This is a genomic window from Pseudomonas veronii (genome assembly GCF_002028325.1).
Classification (GTDB): Bacteria; Pseudomonadota; Gammaproteobacteria; order Pseudomonadales; family Pseudomonadaceae; genus Aquipseudomonas; species Aquipseudomonas veronii.
Genome location: NZ_CP018420.1, coordinates 2,273,559 through 2,292,054, shown reverse-complemented (window position 1 = coordinate 2,292,054; position 18,496 = coordinate 2,273,559). Strand labels below are relative to the sequence as shown.

Below are 18,496 nucleotides of genomic sequence, written 5' to 3'. Positions count from 1 at the left end.
TCCCTACACAAGGGGCTTGCTCACGAAATACCCAAGGTCATGGCGAAGCGCACAATGTCCGCCGTAGAGCCGAACCCCATCTTTTCCATGAGCCGGGTCTTGTGGGTGCTGACCGTCTTGTTGCTGATGACCAACTGTTCGGCGATCTGGTTGACGCTCATGCCATGAGCCAGCAAGCGCAGAATCTGAAACTCGCGATCGGACAGGCTTTCAACGTAGGTCTGTTGCTTCAGGCCACTGCTTTGCAGGGCAATCTGCTCTGCCAGCGCCGGGTCCAGGTAACGTTGGCCGCTGGCCACTCGTCGCATGGCAACCAACAGGGTCTCGGGGTCGCGGTCCTTGGTGAGGTAGCCGAGCGCACCGGCGCGCAGTGCGCGTTGCGCAATGTGGATTTCGTTATGCATGCTCAACACCAGGATCGGCAGCTCCGGGTACTGGGTATGCAGGCGGGCGATCAGGATTTCGCCGCTGATACCCGGCATGTTCATATCGAGCAGCAGCAGGTCGATCTCGACCTGGCGCAACAGCTCGATCACTTGCGTGCCACTCTCGGCTTCGGCCACCACCTGGACATCGGCGACCAGCATGAACAACTGCTTGAGCCCTTCGCGCATGATGGTGTGGTCATCGGCGATCAGCATGCGAATCATTAATACGTATCCTTGTGCATCGGAATGAATGCCTGGACTGTTGTGCCCTGTCCGGGATGGCTGAAAACAATCACTTTGCCGCCCAACATCAGGCCACGCTCACGCATCCCGGCCAGCCCCAGGGTCTGCCGGGTGACGGCGTCGGGGTCAAACCCCTTGCCGTTATCCTGGACCTCCAGCAGCCAGTTGGTTTCCTGCGGGCTCAGGGTGACGCTGACCTGTGTCGCTTCGGCGTAACGCGCGATATTGGTCAACGACTCCTGCACGATGCGAAACGCGGCGGTGACGTGGGTATCGGGGAGCGTCAGGGGAATCGACGGCAGGTGTAACACACAGGGAACCCGGGTCAAGGTGACGAACTCGGTGGTCAGCCACTCAAGACCGGAAACCAGCCCCAGGTTTAACGCGGACGGTCGCAGGCTGGTGGAGACATCACGCACGACCTGGATCGTCTTGTCGGTCAGCACCATCAGCCGCTCGACCTGCGGGGTCAGCTCGGGTGTCGAGGCGCCGAATTGAAACCTCAACAGTGATATCCCCATACGCAGTGCCGTCAAGTGCTGGCCCAGCTCATCATGGATCTCCCTGGCGATCAGTTTGCGCTCCTCTTCCCGCGCCGTTTCGCGACGGGTCGACAGATCGCGCAATTGTGCATTGGAGTTGGCCAGGCGCCGCTCGGCAGCCCGCAGCCTGGAAATATCGCGCCCCACCGCCAGCACACTCACGACCCGCTGGCCGTCGACCTCTGGAACAAAGTGGATCAGCACCACTTTGGGTGCGCTCTTCAACCCCGAGAGCAGAAACTCCTGCTCCGTCGCTTTATTTTCCTGAATCACTTGGGCCACCAATTCGCGAAACAGCTGAGACTGGTGGTTCAGCGGCGCCACCGCGTCCATGGGCATGCCCATCAGTTCCGGCCAGGCCCCGCCCACCCATCTTCGCAACTGCGCATTGACGTAGAGCACTTCGCCATGAGCACTCAACCGAGCGATAGCGTCCGGGCTGTTTTCGACCAGTGCGCTGATGTCGTGCTGGCGTCCGAGTTCTTTCTGCCGGGCCCTGATCAACAGGGTAATGTCGCGGCTGATCACCAATATCCGCGCCGCCACACGCCCTGAATCCGCCACCGGCACCAGCGTAAAGTGCAGTTGACGGACTTCGTTGCGAAGCACCATGCCCTCATCCGACTCAACCACCCGCCCGGCGCTTGTGCATTGCTCACAGAGCGCCTGGATTTTTTGCGCGCCCAACCGACCAAAGATCAACTCCAGCGGCTCACCGATAACGTCGGCATGCGGTTTGCCCAGCGCGCGCAACAACGCCGGGTTGACCTCGACACAACGCAGGCAACCGACCGCCGTCATTTCCAGCAGGCAAAGCATGTCCAGGGTATGGTCGAAAATGTCACGGTAACGACGCTCGCGCTCGCGGAGCAACGACTCTGACTGCCAGCGTTCGATCGCGATCGCCGCAATATGACAGGTCTGGCGCACGCGCAGGATGTCGCTCTCATCCGGCCCGGTGCCGGACGCCTGGGACAACTCGAAAGTGCCGAGCACGTGGCCTTGTTTGTCCACGATCGGCTCGGACCAGCCTACGGCAGACGCCGTATTCATCACCGCGCCGGTGCCGAGCGGCGCTACCAGCTGCACCCGGCAGGACCGATGGGGCAAGGCCAATTGCAGATAGTCCACCAGGAGCCCGAGCGTTTCTTCCAGGGGCGCGCCCGTCGCCATTTTTTCGAAAATCCCCAAGCGCGCGTCTTCCAGGACCTGTTGTTTGCACAACTCGGTAATGTCGTGGGCCAGCGCCAACACGCCGATCACCTCGCCTGTCGGGCTGCGCTCGGCCGTCAGGCTGACCGCACAACTGACCAACTCGGTACTGTCCGCGAAGGTCCAACTGTCGAGGAATTGCGCGGTTTCGCCCGTCGCAACGACATGGCGCAGCTGGTTGATATAGTCACCCGCGTCCTCGTCGGGGCTCACGCCTATCGACTCGTCATAAGACATGCCGGTCAAGCGCAAAAAGGCCGGGTTGACGTAAGTGCGCAACAGGTTGCGGTTGTAGCGCACGATGATGTTGGGTGAACTTTCCGCGAGGGTGAGAAATTTGAGTTCGCTGCCCACCAGCGTTTCGCGCAGCTGCCAGTTCTCGGTGATGTCCTCCAGTTGGGACACAAAGCAGAGCGGCTGCCCCTGATCGTCCCGCACCATTCCCACGGTCAACCGCGCCCACACCACCCGCCCGTCGCGATGGATATAGCGTTTATGCAACGTCGCGCCCGACCTTGCACCGCGCTTGAGTTCGTCGATCAACTGCTTGCCGACCTCGCGGTCCTCGGGGTGGGTCAGTGCCATGAATGTGGTGGTTTGCAACTGCGCTTCGCTATACCCAAGCAACCTGCAGATGACGCCATTGGCCCGTAGCCAACGACCGTCCAGCGACACCAGCGCCAGGCCGGTACCGGAGGAATCGAAAATCGACCTGAGCGGGATCTGCGCGTAGCTTTCGGTTTCGGATGGCGGGGCCGACGCGCCCTGGCGGGCAACGACCTCGACAATAAAATACGCATCGCGCCACAACGTCAGGGAGAAGTCCAGCCCGCACGCCCCTCTGCTCAACGCCGCGAAACCAGCCCGCGTGTTCCCTGCGGCCGTTTCCAGCGCCGCATAAAACAGCCCATGGTCTTCGGGCCGCAGGAGGGCGACGAACTCGCCGCCCGCTGCCGGAGAAACACCGTTTTGAACTTGCAGATGGGCGAACGCGGGATTGCCGGCGACAACCCGAGCGGCGCGGTCCAGCGCCACAACCGCAATGGACAGACAGCCGAGCACACTCTCGAGGGTTCGCAACGTATCGTCGTCAGCCACTGCCTGTGCGTCGCGAGCCATCATCCCTGTGCCCTCGGTCGTTGAACGGACTTAACGATATTTGCAAGGCAGGTAAAACGCCTAGCAACCTTCTACGCAGCGCTGGAAATCGGAAACGACTGAACATTGACGTTTTTACGAGAGCACGGCCCCTCACCGCCAACTTGTCTATCTCGCGTTAAAGCGCCTTCAGACCCACGACTCAATCCTTTGCTCGAACTGTAGCCCAATATCAGGCTTCGAAGAGTTGCAGCACGATAGAAGAGAAGGCGCTACAGGAGCTGATCCAAGTCAATACTCGTGGGCCGTCGCGGGTTTTGCATCACCTCTTGTCTGTGCTCACCCGCACCGCCGAGGCGCAGACCGTTGAGCGTTGCAGCGAACGAAAAAATGATATCATAATGACATCATCACCTGATACCTTGTAGGTAGAACCAAGCAATTGCGAGGGTCATCATGGGCGAAGGCGCTCCTATTCCGTCGAATGAAGCTGAAAGGCTAAAAGAGGTCGCCAAATTTTGCCCCGCGGGCAGCGACTCCGACGAAGTCTTCGACAAAATCGCCGCAATCACCTCGGCGTACTTCAACGCGCCGGTCACGCGGGCCTCAATCGTCGATGAGCTCTGCATTATTGACACTGTCACGCGCGCGCCCATGAGCGAATTGGACAGAGGCATGCTCAATGACTTCGCTGAACGGGTCATGATGCGTATCCGCAACATGCGCGCTCGTAACTTCGTAGACCAACCCACCGGGTTGTTTAATCGATTGAGGTTTGAGGAAGATATACATCAAACGGTCCGGGTAAACAGCGCATGCGAGATTGACGCAGTCGACGTCATTACGCCGAAAGTCCTCAACGATATAGTCAAGGCACCGGGTTATATCTTTGCACAAGACTTGATCCTGACGATAACGTCGCGCCTACAAAACTGCTACCCAATAATTGCTTGCTTTATAAAATCAGTCCGACGCGATTCGGCTTCATTCTCAATGAATGAGCCGGGCCCTGAGCAAATTTGCGAGCGTATTCTGCATAACTTCAAAATATCGGCTACCGAGTCGTTGCAGAAGGTGTAGAAAACCAAGAAGTTCTGCAGCGTTACTTGATAGAAAAACCTATGAGTTCCAAGGCCTTAGAAACCTGGATAGGACAAAGAAACTAGGAGGCAATCATGACGTTGAAGGACTCGCACGCGGCGATTGCGCGCTATTTATATAACGCCACGCCTGCGTCAGTCGTCTACCGATTATATAAATCACCGCTGCCGGGCCGTTTTTTATTACAGCCCTTACTTACCGCCCCGGTAAAACCGAATTATTTTACCGCTGACCGACGACTGACCTGTTCTGCGCTCAAGTTGATCTTGGCCCGAGCCGATAGGCTGATGTGAGAAGGATCGCTATTTACTGATTCAGGGAGGAACCTATGTCGTCATACGGCAACTTGCAGCCGCTTCCTCAGGCTCGCACTTTTTTCCACTTATCGCTCGTAGCCGCTGCCTGTGGCGCGTGCGCCCTGCTATTGAGCGGCTGGCGCACCGACAACCAGACAACGCGCCCAGCAAACGCCTGGGCAAACCGCTGTTTATTCCTCGAACGATAGCAAACCCGGCAATTCAGCCAACCGCACCGCACATGGAGAGGCCTTTCAATGAAATGGTTCTACGATTTAAGGATAGCTACCAAGCTCATCACTTCGTTCTTGCTGGTGTTGGTGCTGACGGCCATGACGGGCGTGTTCGCCATCATCCAGTTGGGCCTGGTTAACGAAACTGCCGCTGAGATGCGCGACAACTGGTTGCCTTCGGTGCGGGTTGTCTCCGGCATTCGTTTTTTTGTCGCCAACTATCGGGTCAAGGAACTGCGCTATCTGATGGCCGACAGCCCGACGGAACAGGCGCAATATGAACAGGAGATCGTCGATGCCCGCAAGGAAGTCGAGACCCGCATGGCGCGCTATGAAAAAGAGCTGATCTCAAGCCCGGCGGAACAGGCGTTGTTCGATACGCTCAAGACCAGCTGGAACAGCTACCTCAACACCAGCAAGAACCTGTTGGCCGAGTCGCGGCAGGGTTTGAAGGAACAGACCAGTGTCATTCTCAAAGGGGATTCGAAACGGGACTTCGAACAGATCTCCAGCGACCTGGTAAAACTCATCGACCTCAACGACGCCGGAGCCACGGCAGCCAATCAACGCGGTAACGAAATCTACGCCAATGCGCGACTGTCCATCATCGCCGCGGTACTCGTGGCTTTGCTGGTGGGTATCGCGCTGGCGTTGTTTATTTCACGCATCATTTCCACCCCGCTGAAAAGGGCCGTGGATGTGGCCAGCCAACTGGCCGAAGGTAACCTGGCCGTGAAGATCGAAGGTGGTTCCAAGGACGAAACCGGGCGTGTGCTCACGGCGATGCAGGCAATGATTGGCAAGCTTTCGCAGATTATCGGTGAGGTGCGCAATGCCGCCGACGGTCTGGCCAGCGCGTCGGAGGAAGTCAGCGCTACCGCCCAGGCCATCAGCCAGACCACCAGCCAACAAGCCGCAAGCGTCGAAGAAACCAGTGCGTCCATCGAACAAATGAGTGCCAGCATTAACCAGAACACCGAGAACGCCAAGATAACCGACGGCATGGCCAGCAAGGCGGCCAAGGAAGCAGGAGACGGCGGCGACTCTGTTCAGCAGACGGTGCAGGCGATGAAAAAAATCGCGCAACGCATCAGCATCATCGATGACATTGCTTACCAGACCAACTTGCTGGCCTTGAACGCCGCCATCGAAGCGGCGCGAGCCGGCGAACATGGCAAGGGCTTCGCGGTGGTGGCGGCCGAAGTGCGCAAACTGGCGGAGCGCAGCCAGGTGGCGGCTCTGGAAATAGGCGAGCTATCCACCAGCAGTGTCGAAATGGCCGAACGGGCCGGCCATCTGCTTGGCGAGATGCTGCCGTCGATCAACAAGACCTCCGATCTGGTCCAGGAAATCACGGCCGCCTCCGAAGAACAGGCAGCCGGCGTGGCGCAGATCAATTCGGCGATGAACCAACTCAACCAGGTCACTCAGCAAAATGCCTCCAGCAGCGAAGAGCTCGCTTCCACCGCCGAAGAAATGAGTACCCAGGCCGAACAGTTGCAGCAGGCCATGAGTTTTTTCAGGCTGGACGCAAGCGATCAGGCATCGAACGTCACACTGGGCAAATCCAGCCAGGCAAGCAGCGTATCGCGTGCGGTGGCGCGGGCACCGCGAGCGGTCCCGCAGAAAACCTTCCTCAAGAGCGCAGGCCCCGACGAAAGCGAGTTCACGCGGTTCTGAGCGCAAACCGGACGCGGTGCTTTTTTCATGCAGGAGAGCGACATGGGCGCGTTAACCGATACCCGACAGCCGACGGCGATTCAAAAGCAGGAGGCGCAGTACCTGACGCTCCTGCTGGGCGGCGAAATGTTCGCCATCGATATCCAGGGCATCAAGGAAATCATCGAGTACGGACACGTGACTCCGGTGCCGATGATGCCCGACTTCGTGCGCGGCGTGCTTAACCTGCGAGGTGCCGTGGTGCCGGTGCTGGACCTCAAGGCACGGTTCGGGCAGCCCTGCACGAAGGTCTCTCGACGCAGCTGTGTGGTGATCCTCGAAGCCAGCAGCGAGGACCACCAGGCCCAGGATATCGGGCTTCTGGTGGACAGTGTGTCAGAGGTACTGGAAATTCCGGCGGACGAGATCAAGCCGGCCCCCAGCTTTGGCGCGCGCATTCGCCCTGACTTCATCAGCGGCATGGCCAAGGTCGCCGGCACGTTCGTCATCGTCTTGCAGGTGGACAAGGTGTTGTCGATGGATGAAATGTCTCAACTGGCGGACGCCGGTGACAGCCCCAGCCTCCAGGAGCTGTAAGTCACGAACAAGGAGTTCGGATTGAAACAGATCAATCTTGAAGATCGTGAATTCACCCAGTTCCAGTCCTGGCTCTATGGTGCAGCGGGCATCCACTTGTCACCCATGAAAAAAGCCCTGGTTGCCGGGCGTCTGTTCAAGCGCCTGCAGTTCCATGAACTGGAGAGCTACGGCGCGTATTTCAAAATGATAATGGGCAAGGAGAACCCCGACGAACTGCAGTTCGCCCTGGACCTGTTGACCACCAACGAAACGTATTTCTTTCGTGAACCCAAGCACTTCGAGTTCCTGCGCGAACGGGTATTACCCTTCGCGTCACCAGGCAAGACCTTCAGGGTGTGGAGCGCGGCCAGCTCCTCGGGCGAAGAACCTTACAGCCTGGCCATGACCCTTGCCGAAACCCTGCGCAGCACGCCCTGGGAGGTCATCGGATCGGACATCAGCACCCAGGTACTGGCCAAGGCCCGGAACGGGCATTACCCGATGGAACGCGCCAACAGACTGCCGCAGTCCTTGCTCAGTCGATACTGCCTCAAGGGCATCGGCCAGCAGGAAGGCACCTTCCTGATCGATAAATCCCTGCGCCAGCGGGTCAGTTTCGTGCAAGTCAACCTGATCGAAACCCTGCCCCAACTGGGCGAATTCGATGTGATTTTCCTGCGCAACGTGATGATTTACTTTGATCAGGAGACCAAGCGAAAAGTGGTCAGTCGCCTGCTCCCATTCCTGCGACGTGGCGGCTATTTCATGATCAGTCATTCGGAAAGCCTGAACGGCGTCAGCGATGCGTTCAAGCTGGTGGCGCCTTCGATTTATCAAAAACCGTGAGGCGCCGAAGCTGTCGAGCCACTATTCGCTGATGAGCTTCTTCGGGTTGTCACGTTCACGCAGCACACATTGCATTTCCAAAGCCTCATCGAGGGTGAGCTGAAGCTCTTCATCCTTCCAGGGTTTGCTGATGTAGCGGAAAATGTACCCATCGCTGAGTGCCTGCGTGATCATGCTCATGTCGGCATAACCGGTCAGCAGGATATTCATGCAGTGCGGATCGCGCTTATGCACCTCACGGAGCAGGGTCGGGCCGTCCATGAACGGCATGCGCGCGTCGCAGACGATCAGGTCTATGGGGTGCAGTTCGAAAAGGCTCAGCGCCTGCGCGCCACTGGTGGCCAGCAGCAAATCGTAAGGCTTGCCACGCAGCAAGCGGCGCAGGCTGTTGAGGATACTTTCTTCGTCGTCCACCAGCATGACGGTGTAGCGTTTTTCGCTCAACTCGGTGGTGTTCATGCTCAGCATCCTTCAACGGCAGAGGTAGCGTGGGCCTGTACCTGGGGCTGACGTAACGGGAGCCACGCGCGGAAGCAACTGCCCCGGCCCGGTTCACTTTCGACGGTGAGTCTTCCATGGTGCTTGACGATGATGCTGTACGACAGCGACAGGCCCAGGCCCGAGCCCATGCCTACCGGCTTGGTGGTGAAGAACGGTTCGAATATCCGGTTCTGGATGTCCAGCGGGATGCCGTGACCGTTGTCGACGACCTCGACGAACACACCGCCGTCTTCCCTGCCACTGTTGATGATGATTTCGCCATCAACGCCCACGGCATGGCTCGCATTGATAAGCAGATTCAAGAACACCTGATTGATCTGCGAGCCCATGCACTCGATAGGCTCGATATCGCCGTAGCGCTTGATCACCTGAGCCTTGAACTTGATCTCGTTCCAGATAACGTTGAGGGTGCTATCCAGCCCCTTGTGCAGATCGGCCAACTGCCATTCGTAGCTGTCGACATGGGAGAACTCGCGCAGGTCCTTGACGATACGAGTGACCCGGTCCAGCCCCTCGACCGACTCGACGATCAGCTCGTCGATGTCCTGCCGCATGAAGTCGTAATCCGCCTTGTCCCGCATGGCCGCAAGCTCGGGATGAGCCTGCGCATGTTTTTCGTCACTGGCCTGTTCGTAGGCGTCGAGCAATGCGAAAAGATCCACCAGGTAACGCCGCAGGCTGTTGACGTTGGAGCACACAAAGCCGATCGGGTTATTGATCTCGTGGGCCACGCCCGCCGCAAGCTGGCCTATCGCTGCCATTTTCTCGGACTGCAGCAACTGCGCCTGAGCCTCCTCGAGCCGTGCGATCAGCAGCGCCTGGGCGCTCTTTTCCTCTTCCAGCAACTCGTTGAGGTGCGTCAGTTCGAGTTGGCGGGCAGCGGTATCGGTCGTATCGCTTATCGCCAGGCCCACCCCCAGACTGCCGCCATCGGCGTCCTGCACCGGGAAGAACGTGCAGTTCTGATACATGTGCCCGACCAAGCCACTGATCGGCCGGGTGCTTTCGAAGTTGAACAGGTGCGGCCGTTGCTGCCAGGAGGTGAACGCAAAGTTCTGCAGCGTGACGACGCTGTTGATCTTCTGCCGGGTCCAGACCTCGGGCAGTTCCGGAAACACTTCGAACAGCGTGCGACCGACGAGCTCTTCGGCGCTGCGGCCGCTGTTGATGGACATGAAGTGGTTGGAGAACAGCACTTTGCAGTCATGATCGACCAGCAGCACGCCCATGTTGATGGCCTTGAGCATCGACTCAAGGGTTTCCCGGGAAATTGCCTTGTTGTCTGTCATGAAGACGCCCCTTCAAAGCTCATAGAGCAAGCGATCGATGGCCCGGACCACAACGCCTGCTGTACGTTCGGTGATACAGATCAGCAGGTCGCAGGAGAATTGATGAGCCTGCACCTCGAAACGGATTTCCAACACCATCGCCAGGTGTTCGTTCAGGTTCAATTCATTCAGTGCGTTCGCGGACTCTTCTCTGTGGACCAGAATCGACGGCGCGTCATAACTCACTTGTATCGCCACCTGCTTGGCCAGGCCACTGATGCAGGCGCCGGACAGGATGTTGGTGACATCCAGCATCAGTTCTTCCTGCTGCGCAGGGCCGCCGTCGCTATAGCCGAGCAATTCGGCGAGCTTGTCGGCCCCCATGGAACCAAAGCAAACGAACACCTCTCCGCGCAACTCCCCCAGGAACGACTGGCGGGTGACGATCATGGAGCTTCGACGAAGATGGTCGGGAATCAACAGGTTGTCCTGCTCCCGGATCAGTGGGTGAATGAAAGGAACCGAAAGCGTAACCATGGTGTTGGTCAGCCGGGCCAGTCGTTCGGCGGCCTGCCCCATGGCAATGTTCATCAATTCCTGCAAGGCGTCACGTTGGTCTTCGGTTAGCGCGGCCAAGGTTTCCATCAAAGTACCCCTATGACGTGCAACGCATTGAGTACAGCTTGCGCCGTAACCGGCTTGGCGACGAATGCAGCAGCGCCCAGATCGGATACGCGCTGCCTGGCCAGCGGCTGGATGTCGGCGCTGATCACCACGACAACCACATTCGCGTCCTCGCGCTTGAGCGCCTCAAGGGTCTGGAAGCCATCCATGACCGGCATGGTCAGGTCGAGAAAAAGCAGGTCCACCAAACCGGCGTGATACGCCTCCATCACCTCGGCACCGTTACAGGCCTGGCGAACATCTTCGGTCAGTGATTCTGGCAGGGAACGCAAGACCAGCTTGCGGGACATGGATGAGTCATCAGCGATTAGGACTTTCATGATGCACTCCACATTATGAAGTGTCCTGCAGCCTCGGGAGGGGTCGCAGAAACGAAGATTCGCAAGAACCTTTTAATCACTCTAACCCGACATCTAGCAAAGAGCCATCATCCAATCCTGATATTGCGCGAGGGATTTTCGGAGCCTGTAGGGGTTTCCCTACAGGCCGCCAAAAAGTGTGGCTGCGTGACCTTCGCCCGGCATACCACCGGATCAACCGACGAGGCACATCGCGCCGGGCGCTGACCGCGCTACAGAGTGTAGGAAATACCCACTTGCACCGTGCGCGGCTCGCCAGGGTAGGCGTAGAAGTTCAAGAACGAGCCCTCTTCGTACTCGCGATTGAACAGGTTCTTCACGTCCAGGTTGAGCCTGACCTTTTCGTTGACCTTGTAGTAACCGAGCAGGTCGACGACCGTGTAGGCGTCCATCGCGAACGTGTTGTTGGCCGTCTGCCCGGCACGCTCGGCCACGTATTTGCCACCGGCGCCGAGGCCCAAGCCTTTGAGCGCGCCGTCCTGGAACTCATACACGTTGAGCAGGCTGAAGCTATTGCGCGGAATGTTGGCCAAACGCGTTCCAGTACGGACAGTGGTGTCCTTGGTGACGGCGGCATCCACATAGGCATAGCCGCCGATCATCCGCCACTCGGGCGTCAGGTTGCCGGCCACGTTCAGATCAAAGCCGCGGCTGCGGACCTGGCCCGTCGCGACATTGAAGTCGGAGTTCAAGGGGTCGAGACCCTGGACATTTTTCTTCTCGATCTGGTAAATCGCCGCATCGACGCTCAACTGTCGGTCAAGCGCTTCCCACTTCACGCCCATCTCGTAGGACTTGCCCTTCTCCGGATCGAACCCGCCGCCCTGACGACTGGCGCCAGTGTTGGGCTTGAACGAGCGCGCGGCATCCGCGTAGAGCGCGACGGTGTCGGTGAGGTCATACATCACGCCGACGCGCGGGGTGACGGCGTTGTCGGCGGCGTTCCAGCTTCTGACACCGGGTACGTAGGACTCGTAATCGTGCTCGAAGCGCTCGAAGCGCGCACCGGCGAGGACTTTCAAGCGCTCGGTCAGTGCCACCTGGTCCTGAACGAAGGCCGCGTAGGTCTTGAGGTTTTCTTTATCGTGTGTCGGCGTGCGGGTCAGCGCCGGACGAGGCTGGCCGTAGACCGGGTTGTAGATATCGATCGGAAAGGTCCCCGCCAAGACGGCGGAACGCTGGATGATCGACTTGTAGTCGTAGTCTTCGTATTCGATGCCAGTGAGCAAGGTGTGATCAAAGCCGCCGGTGGAAAAGTGCCCGGTCAGGTTGAGTTGGTAGTCCTTGTCGGTCCATTCCAGCTTGCGGTAGTTGAAGTTGCGCTGAAGTGTGCGGCCATCGGCATCCAGGCTGGTCGCGCCGTTGGCCTCGACACCGTTGCCCTTCATCGTCCCGTCCAGCCACTGGAAACCACCGCCCAGGGTCCAGTTGTCGTTGAGCAGATGTTCGAAGCGCAACTGGGCCATGTTGTTATCGTTGTGCAGGTCGCCGGCGTACTTCTCACCCCAGAAGGTGTCACGGGACGGCGTCCCACGCTGGTTGGCGAAGCGTGTCAGGCCGCGATCCAGCGGGCGATTGTTACGCATGAAGTCGCCTTCGAAGATCACCTTGGTGGCGTCATTGGCCTGCCAGGTCAACACCGGGGTCACGCCGTAGCGTTCGCTCGAGACATGGTCGCGGAAGGTGTCGCCGCCCTCGCCCACCACGTTCAGACGATAGGCCAGCGTGCCTTGCTTATCCAGCGGGCCGGACGCATCGAGGGTGCCGCGCTTCATGCCCTGATCATTCAATTGGCTACCCAGCGTGACCGTGGGCTCGGCCAGCGGCTGCTTGGATACCACGTTGAAGGTGCCACCGGGATCGCCACGGCCATATAGCATGGTCGCCGGCCCGCGCAGCACTTCAAGGCGCTCGATGCTGTTGGCGTCGGGCATGCTCGGGTAGCCGCGGTTGATCGGGAAACCGTTGCGGTAGAACTCGGCGGTGGTAAAGCCTCGCACGGTGAAGCTGGTAAGCCCTTGCCCGCCGAAGTTGTTCGCCCGGCCGACGCCGCCCGCGTAGTCCAGGGCCTCCTGCAGGCGAGTCGCACCAATGTCCTCGACCACGTCCTTGGGCACTACGCTGATGGACTGCGGCGTTTCATGAATCGATGTGTCGGTACGGGTCGCACTGGCTGAACGTGTCGCGCGGTAGCCCTTGACCGGCCCTTGAGCCGTCTCGTAGTCCATTTCGCCGGTGACCGTGGTCGCCTGCAACTCGAGGCTGCTTTGTTCAGAGGCGGCAACCTGCGCCCAGGCAAAAGGAGTAAACGCCTGAAGCACGCAGAGGGAAATCAGGGTGTGACGCATGGATGTTGGACCTCATGGATGAGCCGACGCGCAGGCAAACCTGCCAAGAATTCGCGGCGCATGATATACCAAACCATTCGCGCATGACATGGATTCTCATTAACTGCTTTTCGCGTATCAGCTTTGTATCAACCGCGTAAAAATCCAGGCAAAAAAAACCACTCGCTAGAGTGGTTCGCTTTTGCCATGGCCGCCTGCCACGGCAGTGCTGGCGCTTGCCTTCATGGGCTGGGAGTCGTGAGGCTGGCGAGAAAGTCAGCGACCAGCCGGTTGAACGTCTCGCCCTGATCGTCGTGGACATAGTGACTGGCGTGCGCGACTTCCACCGTCTGCACCTGCCGATTGCTGTCACGCATCGCCTGCAGCGTCGCGGTGGGCAGGAAGTCCGAACGCCCGCCACGAATGAACAGGGTCGAGCAGTCCAAGGCCCGCACCGCCGGCCACAGGTCGGTCGGCTCGATGCTCAGGCGCGCCTCGGCGATGCCTTGCTGATCGTGCCGCCAGCTGATCAGCCCTTCGTGCTCTTTCATCGAATGCGCCAGCCTGGAAGCGAGGCCCTGCTCTGACAAACCCGGGCGCGACGCCTGCCAGAAAGCGCGGGCGCTCGCCCAGCTGTCGAAGTGCAACGGCGTCTGGCTCATTTCACGGCGAATACGCGCCGCGCCGTCGCCCTGGCTCGAAGAGCCGGGACCGATGTCTTCGATGATCAGCCCGTGCAAACGCCCTGGGTTTTGCCGTGCATATTCAAGGGCATTGGCGCCACCCAGCGAATGCCCCAGCAACACGAAGCGTTGCAAACCGAGGTGGGCGACGAAGTCCTCCACATCCTCCACATAAGATTGCGTGTGGTAGCTGCTCGGCGTGGCCCAATCGCTCAACCCGCGACCGCGCTGGTCCAGGGCGTAAACGCAGTAACCGGGGCCCAACGCCTGCACCAGCGACTCCCAGGTCTGCGCATAGGCCCGCAAGCCGTGCAGCAGAACCAGAGGCACGCCGCTCGGCGCGCCCCATTGCAGAAAATGCAGGCGCAAGCCTGTGCGATTAGTAAAAAAACAGCTGGCAGGCGACATCGTTGTGCTCCATGAAGGCTGGGCTTGGGCCGGCTTAGAAACGATCGAAACGATACGGGCTCGGATCGATGATCGGGGTATCCCCACTGACGATATCCGCCGCCAGATGGCCGGCCGCTGGCGAGGTACCGAAACCGTGCCCCGAGAAACCGGTGGCGACGGTCAACCCGGGAATTTGCGCGACCGGCCCAATCACCGGGTTCGAGTCCGGCGTCACGTCGATGGTGCCCGCCCAGGCCTGGGCAATCCGCGCCTGCTCGAATACCGGCCAGGCGGCCTTGAGGTTGTTCATCGCATCGTTGTTGAGCCGCGGGTTGGCGGCCGGGTCCTGCACCCGCACCCGTTCGAACGGGCTGATACTGTCGGCCGACCAACGCCGGGCCAGCGCCAGGTCGTTAAAGAAATACTTGCCCAGCGACACGTTCAACACGCTGCGCTGCGCGCGAAACTGCGGCATGTATTGCTTGGCGAGCAACAGGTGATCGAGGGTCAGGTAGGCGTCCAATTTGCCGCGTTGGGTAATGATGAAACCGCCGTCCTTATGCTTGCGAAAGGAAAAGTCCGGCGCGCCTACGGCGATTTCCGTAGGCCCATCCATCGGATGCGTGCGCAGCACCGAACAGGTCAAGGCCAAGGTCGGCAACGCCACGCCGAGGTTGCCCAAAAAGCGCCGCGACCACATCCCCCCGGCCAGCAATACCTGATCGCAGCGAATCTCACCCTTTTCAGTGACCACCCCACTGACCTTGCCGGCGGACATCTGCAGTGTACGCACCGCACACTGCTCGATGATCACCACGCCCTTGGCCATGGCCGCCTTGGCGATCGCACTGCTGGCCAGGGTCGGCTCGGCCCGCGCATCGGATGGCGTAAAGATACCGCCGGCCCAGTCAGCCACGCCGCCCGGCACCCGTTGCGCGATCTCGCGCTGGCTCAGCAACCGCGAGTCGAGGGACAGATGTTCGACCGATTTCAGCCAGCTTTCATGCATCGCCATCTGCGCCTCGTTGCGGCCCAGGAACATGATGCCCTCTTGCCGATACCCGACGTCGGCGCCGACCCGCTCAGGCATCTGCGCCCACAAGCGATCTGCGGCGAGGGCCAAGGGGATATCGGCGGCGTGCCGGCTGGTCTTGCGTACCCAGCCGAGGTTGCGTGAGGACTGCTCGCCGGCGATACGGCCTTTTTCCAGCACCACCACCGCGATATTGCGTTCGGCCAATGTCAGCGCAGCCGTCAAGCCGATAATCCCGCCGCCAATGATGACGACGGACGTCGCGAAGGGGAACGTGGTTGACGTGTTCACGGGCGCTATAGTCGGGGCCATGATCAAGACTCTGTGAGCGATTGAGGTCGGCCGCGCAAGCGCACGGCCGCGTAGCGGTCATTGCGACAGGCGGATGACTTCGACCTGCGCCTTGGAGGCGTTGCGATAGGCCGTCACTTCCAGTTCCACCTTGTAGACCGTCGAGCCCAACGGCGGGCAGGTCACGGTACTGGCCGGATCGACACCGCGAAACTTCTCGCCGATCAGGCCCATGACCGCCGGAACGTCCTTGGGGTCCTGGATGAACACCCGCGAGCACACCACATCGGCCAGGCTGGCGTCGACGGCGGCGAGGGCCGTTTCGATGTTGGCGAATACCTGATGCGTCTGTTCGAGGATGTCCTCGGGGATCAACTTGGTTTGCGGGTTGCGGCCTGCGGTATTGGAGACATAGATCCAGTTGTCCACCACCACCAGGCGTGAATAGCTGGCTTGGTCTTCAAACGGGGAACCGGTCTTGAGCTTGATGATTTTGGTCATGTCGTTGCCTCTTCAGATGGATAAGGGTGGCTTAGCGCAACGCGGGGGTTTCCCACAGATTCAGTTTCACGCCGATGCCTTTTGCGATGGCATTGCGGTACACCACCGTGCCCCAGGCCACGTCTTCCACGGGCATGCCGCCCACCGACATGATGATGATCTCTTCATCGTTCCGGCGGCCCTGGGCATCGCCGGCAACGATCTTGCCGATGTCTTCGAGCTCGTCGCGCTGCATCTTGCCTTCGGCGATCATGTCCATGAACCGCACACCGATCACCGGCACGCAGTGGTGCGCGGGCTTGGGCAATTCTTCGAACCAGGCTTCATAGAGGCCGGTGTTATCCAGCACCTTGCGCACCTCGGAGCTCTCCATGCCTTCATCCAGGGAGCAGGACGCCGGCATCGCCATGAAGGCGCCCGGTTTGACCCACTCACGCTTAACGATTGGGTAGTTCGAGGGGTCGCCGACCTCACCGGAGCTACAATAAGTAACAAGGTCGGCGTCGCGGACCACATCTTCGAGGGTGTCGACGACTTTTATCGTGGTCACCTGTGGGTAGGTTTGCTTTACCCAGGCAATAAAATCGTTGAGGCTTTTCTCGCCGCGTCCCTTGATCTTCAAGGTATCGATCTGCGGGCACACCGCGATGAAAGCGGCCAGCGTGGTCTTGCCCATCACCCCCGGGCCCAGCAGACCGACGACTTTGGCATCCTTGCGGGCCAGGTGGCGCGCGCCCACGCCGGGAATCGCGCCGGTGCGATACGCCGACAGCAGGTTGGCCGACATGTGCGCCAGCGGTGCGCCCGTGTCGGGGTCGTTGAGCGTGAACATCAGGATCGAGCGCGGCAGGCCTTTGTCGCGGTTGGCGATGTTGGAGCCGTACCACTTCACGCCGGCGGTGCAGAAGTTGCCGCCCAGGTAGGCCGGCATCGCCATCATGCGTCGGTCAGCGGTGGGTTTGGGCATGTTCGGGAATGGTGATTCCTTGGGGAAAATCACCATCGCGCCGTGGGAATCGTTGTTCGGGCCCGCCATGCGGTAGTCGCCGATATACAGCAGGCCGAACATCTCTTCCATGGTGTCGACACAGGCAAGCATGTCGGTGACGCCAGCGCGGATCATGTCCTGCTCGGACAGGTAGATGAAGTCTATTTTTGTAGTCGTGGACATAATTATTCTCGGGCTGAAGGTGATATCGCTGCGGTAGGCGCGGCTCCCACGCTGTCGAGTCCGAGTATCGGGCTGGGCTTATCGGCGGTATTGTAAATTTCGGACATCGGCGCTTGCCGCGGGCACCTGAGTTGGCGCGATAAATGCCTGAATATTCGCGCATATTGCCAATCGAAGGTTCCGTCATGGTCAACCTGTGTGCGCCGAGGCCGCGGCACCCAACCGCCTACGAACAACCCTGGTTCGTACTCAACTCATCGCGGTATTCGGTGATGCCTTCCGAACACCCGGCGATCTCGCATTTCTATGCCTTCGATGTCGCCCAATCGACCGACGTGCTGGCGGTGCCGGATGGCTGCGTGGACATCGTTTTCGACTGCGATGCCACACGTCCCACCGTGCGGATCTGCGGCACGCCGCTGGAGGCGCAGCGCGTCGAACTGCACCAGCATCATCACTACTTTGGCGTGCGCTTTTCACCGGGGGTCATTCCAGGCTTCATCAATGTGCTGGCCGCGGACCTGACCGAACAGGAGCTGGATCTGCTCAAGGTCTCGGGGTTTGCCCAGCGCATGTTCGAGAACATCGTGCAAACCCCACGGCTGGAAGAGCAGATGAGGCTGTTCAATGACTACCTGGCCCCGCGCCTGATGGGCAGGACCTCGAAACTGACGGCGATGGTGATTCAACAGGCCCTGGTGCATCGCGGTGACCTGCGCATTCAGCAGCTTGAAGACCTCAGCGGCTACACCAGCCGCACCATCCATCGCCAGTTCAGCCAGGACACCGGCATGTCGCCGAAGATCTTTTGTCGCATCATTCGCTGCCAGGCGGCCCTGGAAACATTGAACACCCAGCACGATGTATCCTTCTCGGAACTGGCGCTGGACCTGGGCTTCTCCGATCAGTCACACTTCCTGCGCGACTTCAAGAAGCTGGTCAGTACGACACCCTGTGACTACCAGCGCAAAATTGTGCAGAACGCCTACAGCGACCGCATCAGCTTCGCCTGAACGCGCCGCATCAGGCAGCGTTCACCCCCCTCCCCCGC

At 59.7% G+C, this 18,496-nt stretch carries 17 protein-coding genes; 6 read left to right on the top strand and 11 right to left on the bottom strand.

Features of this window, described 5'->3' with window-relative positions; genetic code table 11:
- Positions 1–20: 20 nt before the first annotated feature.
- The gene (locus PverR02_RS10670) at positions 21–650 is read right to left on the bottom strand and encodes a response regulator (protein WP_017846992.1); all 630 of its coding nucleotides are present in this window, start codon (positions 648–650) and stop codon (positions 21–23) included.
- Positions 650–3,547, bottom strand: coding sequence for a PAS domain-containing sensor histidine kinase (locus PverR02_RS10665; protein WP_079443281.1), 2,898 nt, complete (start codon positions 3,545–3,547; stop codon positions 650–652). The genes PverR02_RS10670 and PverR02_RS10665 overlap by 1 nt, the downstream gene beginning before the upstream one ends.
- A 432-nt stretch (positions 3,548–3,979) precedes the next feature.
- Here PverR02_RS10665 and PverR02_RS10660 point away from each other — a divergent pair, with 432 nt between their 5' ends.
- The 5 genes from PverR02_RS10660 (at position 3,980) to PverR02_RS10645 (ending at position 8,237) form a co-directional block, all read left to right on the top strand.
- Positions 3,980–4,603, top strand: a complete 624-nt coding sequence (locus PverR02_RS10660; RefSeq protein ID WP_227778817.1) for a hypothetical protein — start codon at positions 3,980–3,982, stop codon at positions 4,601–4,603.
- A gap of 95 nt (positions 4,604–4,698) precedes the next feature.
- On the top strand, positions 4,699–4,917 hold the full coding sequence (locus PverR02_RS31770; protein WP_152031996.1) for a hypothetical protein: 219 nt from the start codon (positions 4,699–4,701) through the stop codon (positions 4,915–4,917).
- 260 nt (positions 4,918–5,177) lie between these two features.
- The gene (locus PverR02_RS10655; RefSeq protein ID WP_079443280.1) at positions 5,178–6,833 is read left to right on the top strand and encodes a methyl-accepting chemotaxis protein; all 1,656 of its coding nucleotides are present in this window, start codon (positions 5,178–5,180) and stop codon (positions 6,831–6,833) included.
- 42 nt (positions 6,834–6,875) lie between these two features.
- Positions 6,876–7,409: a chemotaxis protein CheW gene (locus PverR02_RS10650; protein WP_017846989.1), complete on the top strand. Its 534-nt coding sequence runs from the start codon at positions 6,876–6,878 to the stop codon at positions 7,407–7,409.
- A gap of 21 nt (positions 7,410–7,430) precedes the next feature.
- On the top strand, positions 7,431–8,237 hold the full coding sequence (locus PverR02_RS10645) for a CheR family methyltransferase (protein ID WP_017846988.1): 807 nt from the start codon (positions 7,431–7,433) through the stop codon (positions 8,235–8,237).
- Positions 8,238–8,258: 21 nt separating this feature from the next.
- Here the strand turns inward: PverR02_RS10645 and PverR02_RS10640 are convergent, their stop codons facing one another.
- The 9 genes from PverR02_RS10640 to PverR02_RS10600 all read right to left on the bottom strand — a co-directional run bounded on the left by PverR02_RS10640 (position 8,259) and on the right by PverR02_RS10600 (position 17,445).
- Complete coding sequence (locus tag PverR02_RS10640) at positions 8,259–8,696, bottom strand: response regulator (protein ID WP_017846987.1); 438 nt, start codon at positions 8,694–8,696, stop codon at positions 8,259–8,261.
- 2 nt (positions 8,697–8,698) lie between these two features.
- The gene (locus PverR02_RS10635; protein ID WP_017846986.1) at positions 8,699–10,027 is read right to left on the bottom strand and encodes an ATP-binding protein; all 1,329 of its coding nucleotides are present in this window, start codon (positions 10,025–10,027) and stop codon (positions 8,699–8,701) included.
- A gap of 12 nt (positions 10,028–10,039) precedes the next feature.
- A complete protein-coding gene (locus PverR02_RS10630) occupies positions 10,040–10,651 on the bottom strand; it encodes a chemotaxis protein CheC (RefSeq protein WP_046384059.1) in 612 nt (203 codons plus the stop codon).
- On the bottom strand, positions 10,651–11,010 hold the full coding sequence (locus PverR02_RS10625; RefSeq protein WP_017846984.1) for a response regulator: 360 nt from the start codon (positions 11,008–11,010) through the stop codon (positions 10,651–10,653). Before PverR02_RS10625 ends, PverR02_RS10630 begins: the two co-directional genes overlap by 1 nt.
- A 251-nt stretch (positions 11,011–11,261) precedes the next feature.
- On the bottom strand, positions 11,262–13,397 hold the full coding sequence (locus tag PverR02_RS10620; RefSeq protein ID WP_079443279.1) for a TonB-dependent siderophore receptor: 2,136 nt from the start codon (positions 13,395–13,397) through the stop codon (positions 11,262–11,264).
- 221 nt (positions 13,398–13,618) lie between these two features.
- Complete coding sequence (locus PverR02_RS10615; RefSeq protein WP_079443278.1) at positions 13,619–14,467, bottom strand: alpha/beta fold hydrolase; 849 nt, start codon at positions 14,465–14,467, stop codon at positions 13,619–13,621.
- 34 nt (positions 14,468–14,501) lie between these two features.
- Positions 14,502–15,794, bottom strand: coding sequence for an NAD(P)/FAD-dependent oxidoreductase (locus PverR02_RS10610; RefSeq protein ID WP_079443277.1), 1,293 nt, complete (start codon positions 15,792–15,794; stop codon positions 14,502–14,504).
- Between the two features lie 57 nt (positions 15,795–15,851).
- Positions 15,852–16,274, bottom strand: coding sequence for a RidA family protein (locus tag PverR02_RS10605; RefSeq protein WP_017846980.1), 423 nt, complete (start codon positions 16,272–16,274; stop codon positions 15,852–15,854).
- 31 nt (positions 16,275–16,305) lie between these two features.
- Entirely contained in the window at positions 16,306–17,445 is a 1,140-nt protein-coding gene (locus PverR02_RS10600) for a tyramine oxidase subunit B (protein ID WP_026140023.1), read from the bottom strand.
- Between the two features lie 185 nt (positions 17,446–17,630).
- Here PverR02_RS10600 and PverR02_RS10595 point away from each other — a divergent pair, with 185 nt between their 5' ends.
- Complete coding sequence (locus tag PverR02_RS10595) at positions 17,631–18,458, top strand: AraC family transcriptional regulator (protein WP_026140022.1); 828 nt, start codon at positions 17,631–17,633, stop codon at positions 18,456–18,458.
- Positions 18,459–18,496 lie beyond the last annotated feature (38 nt).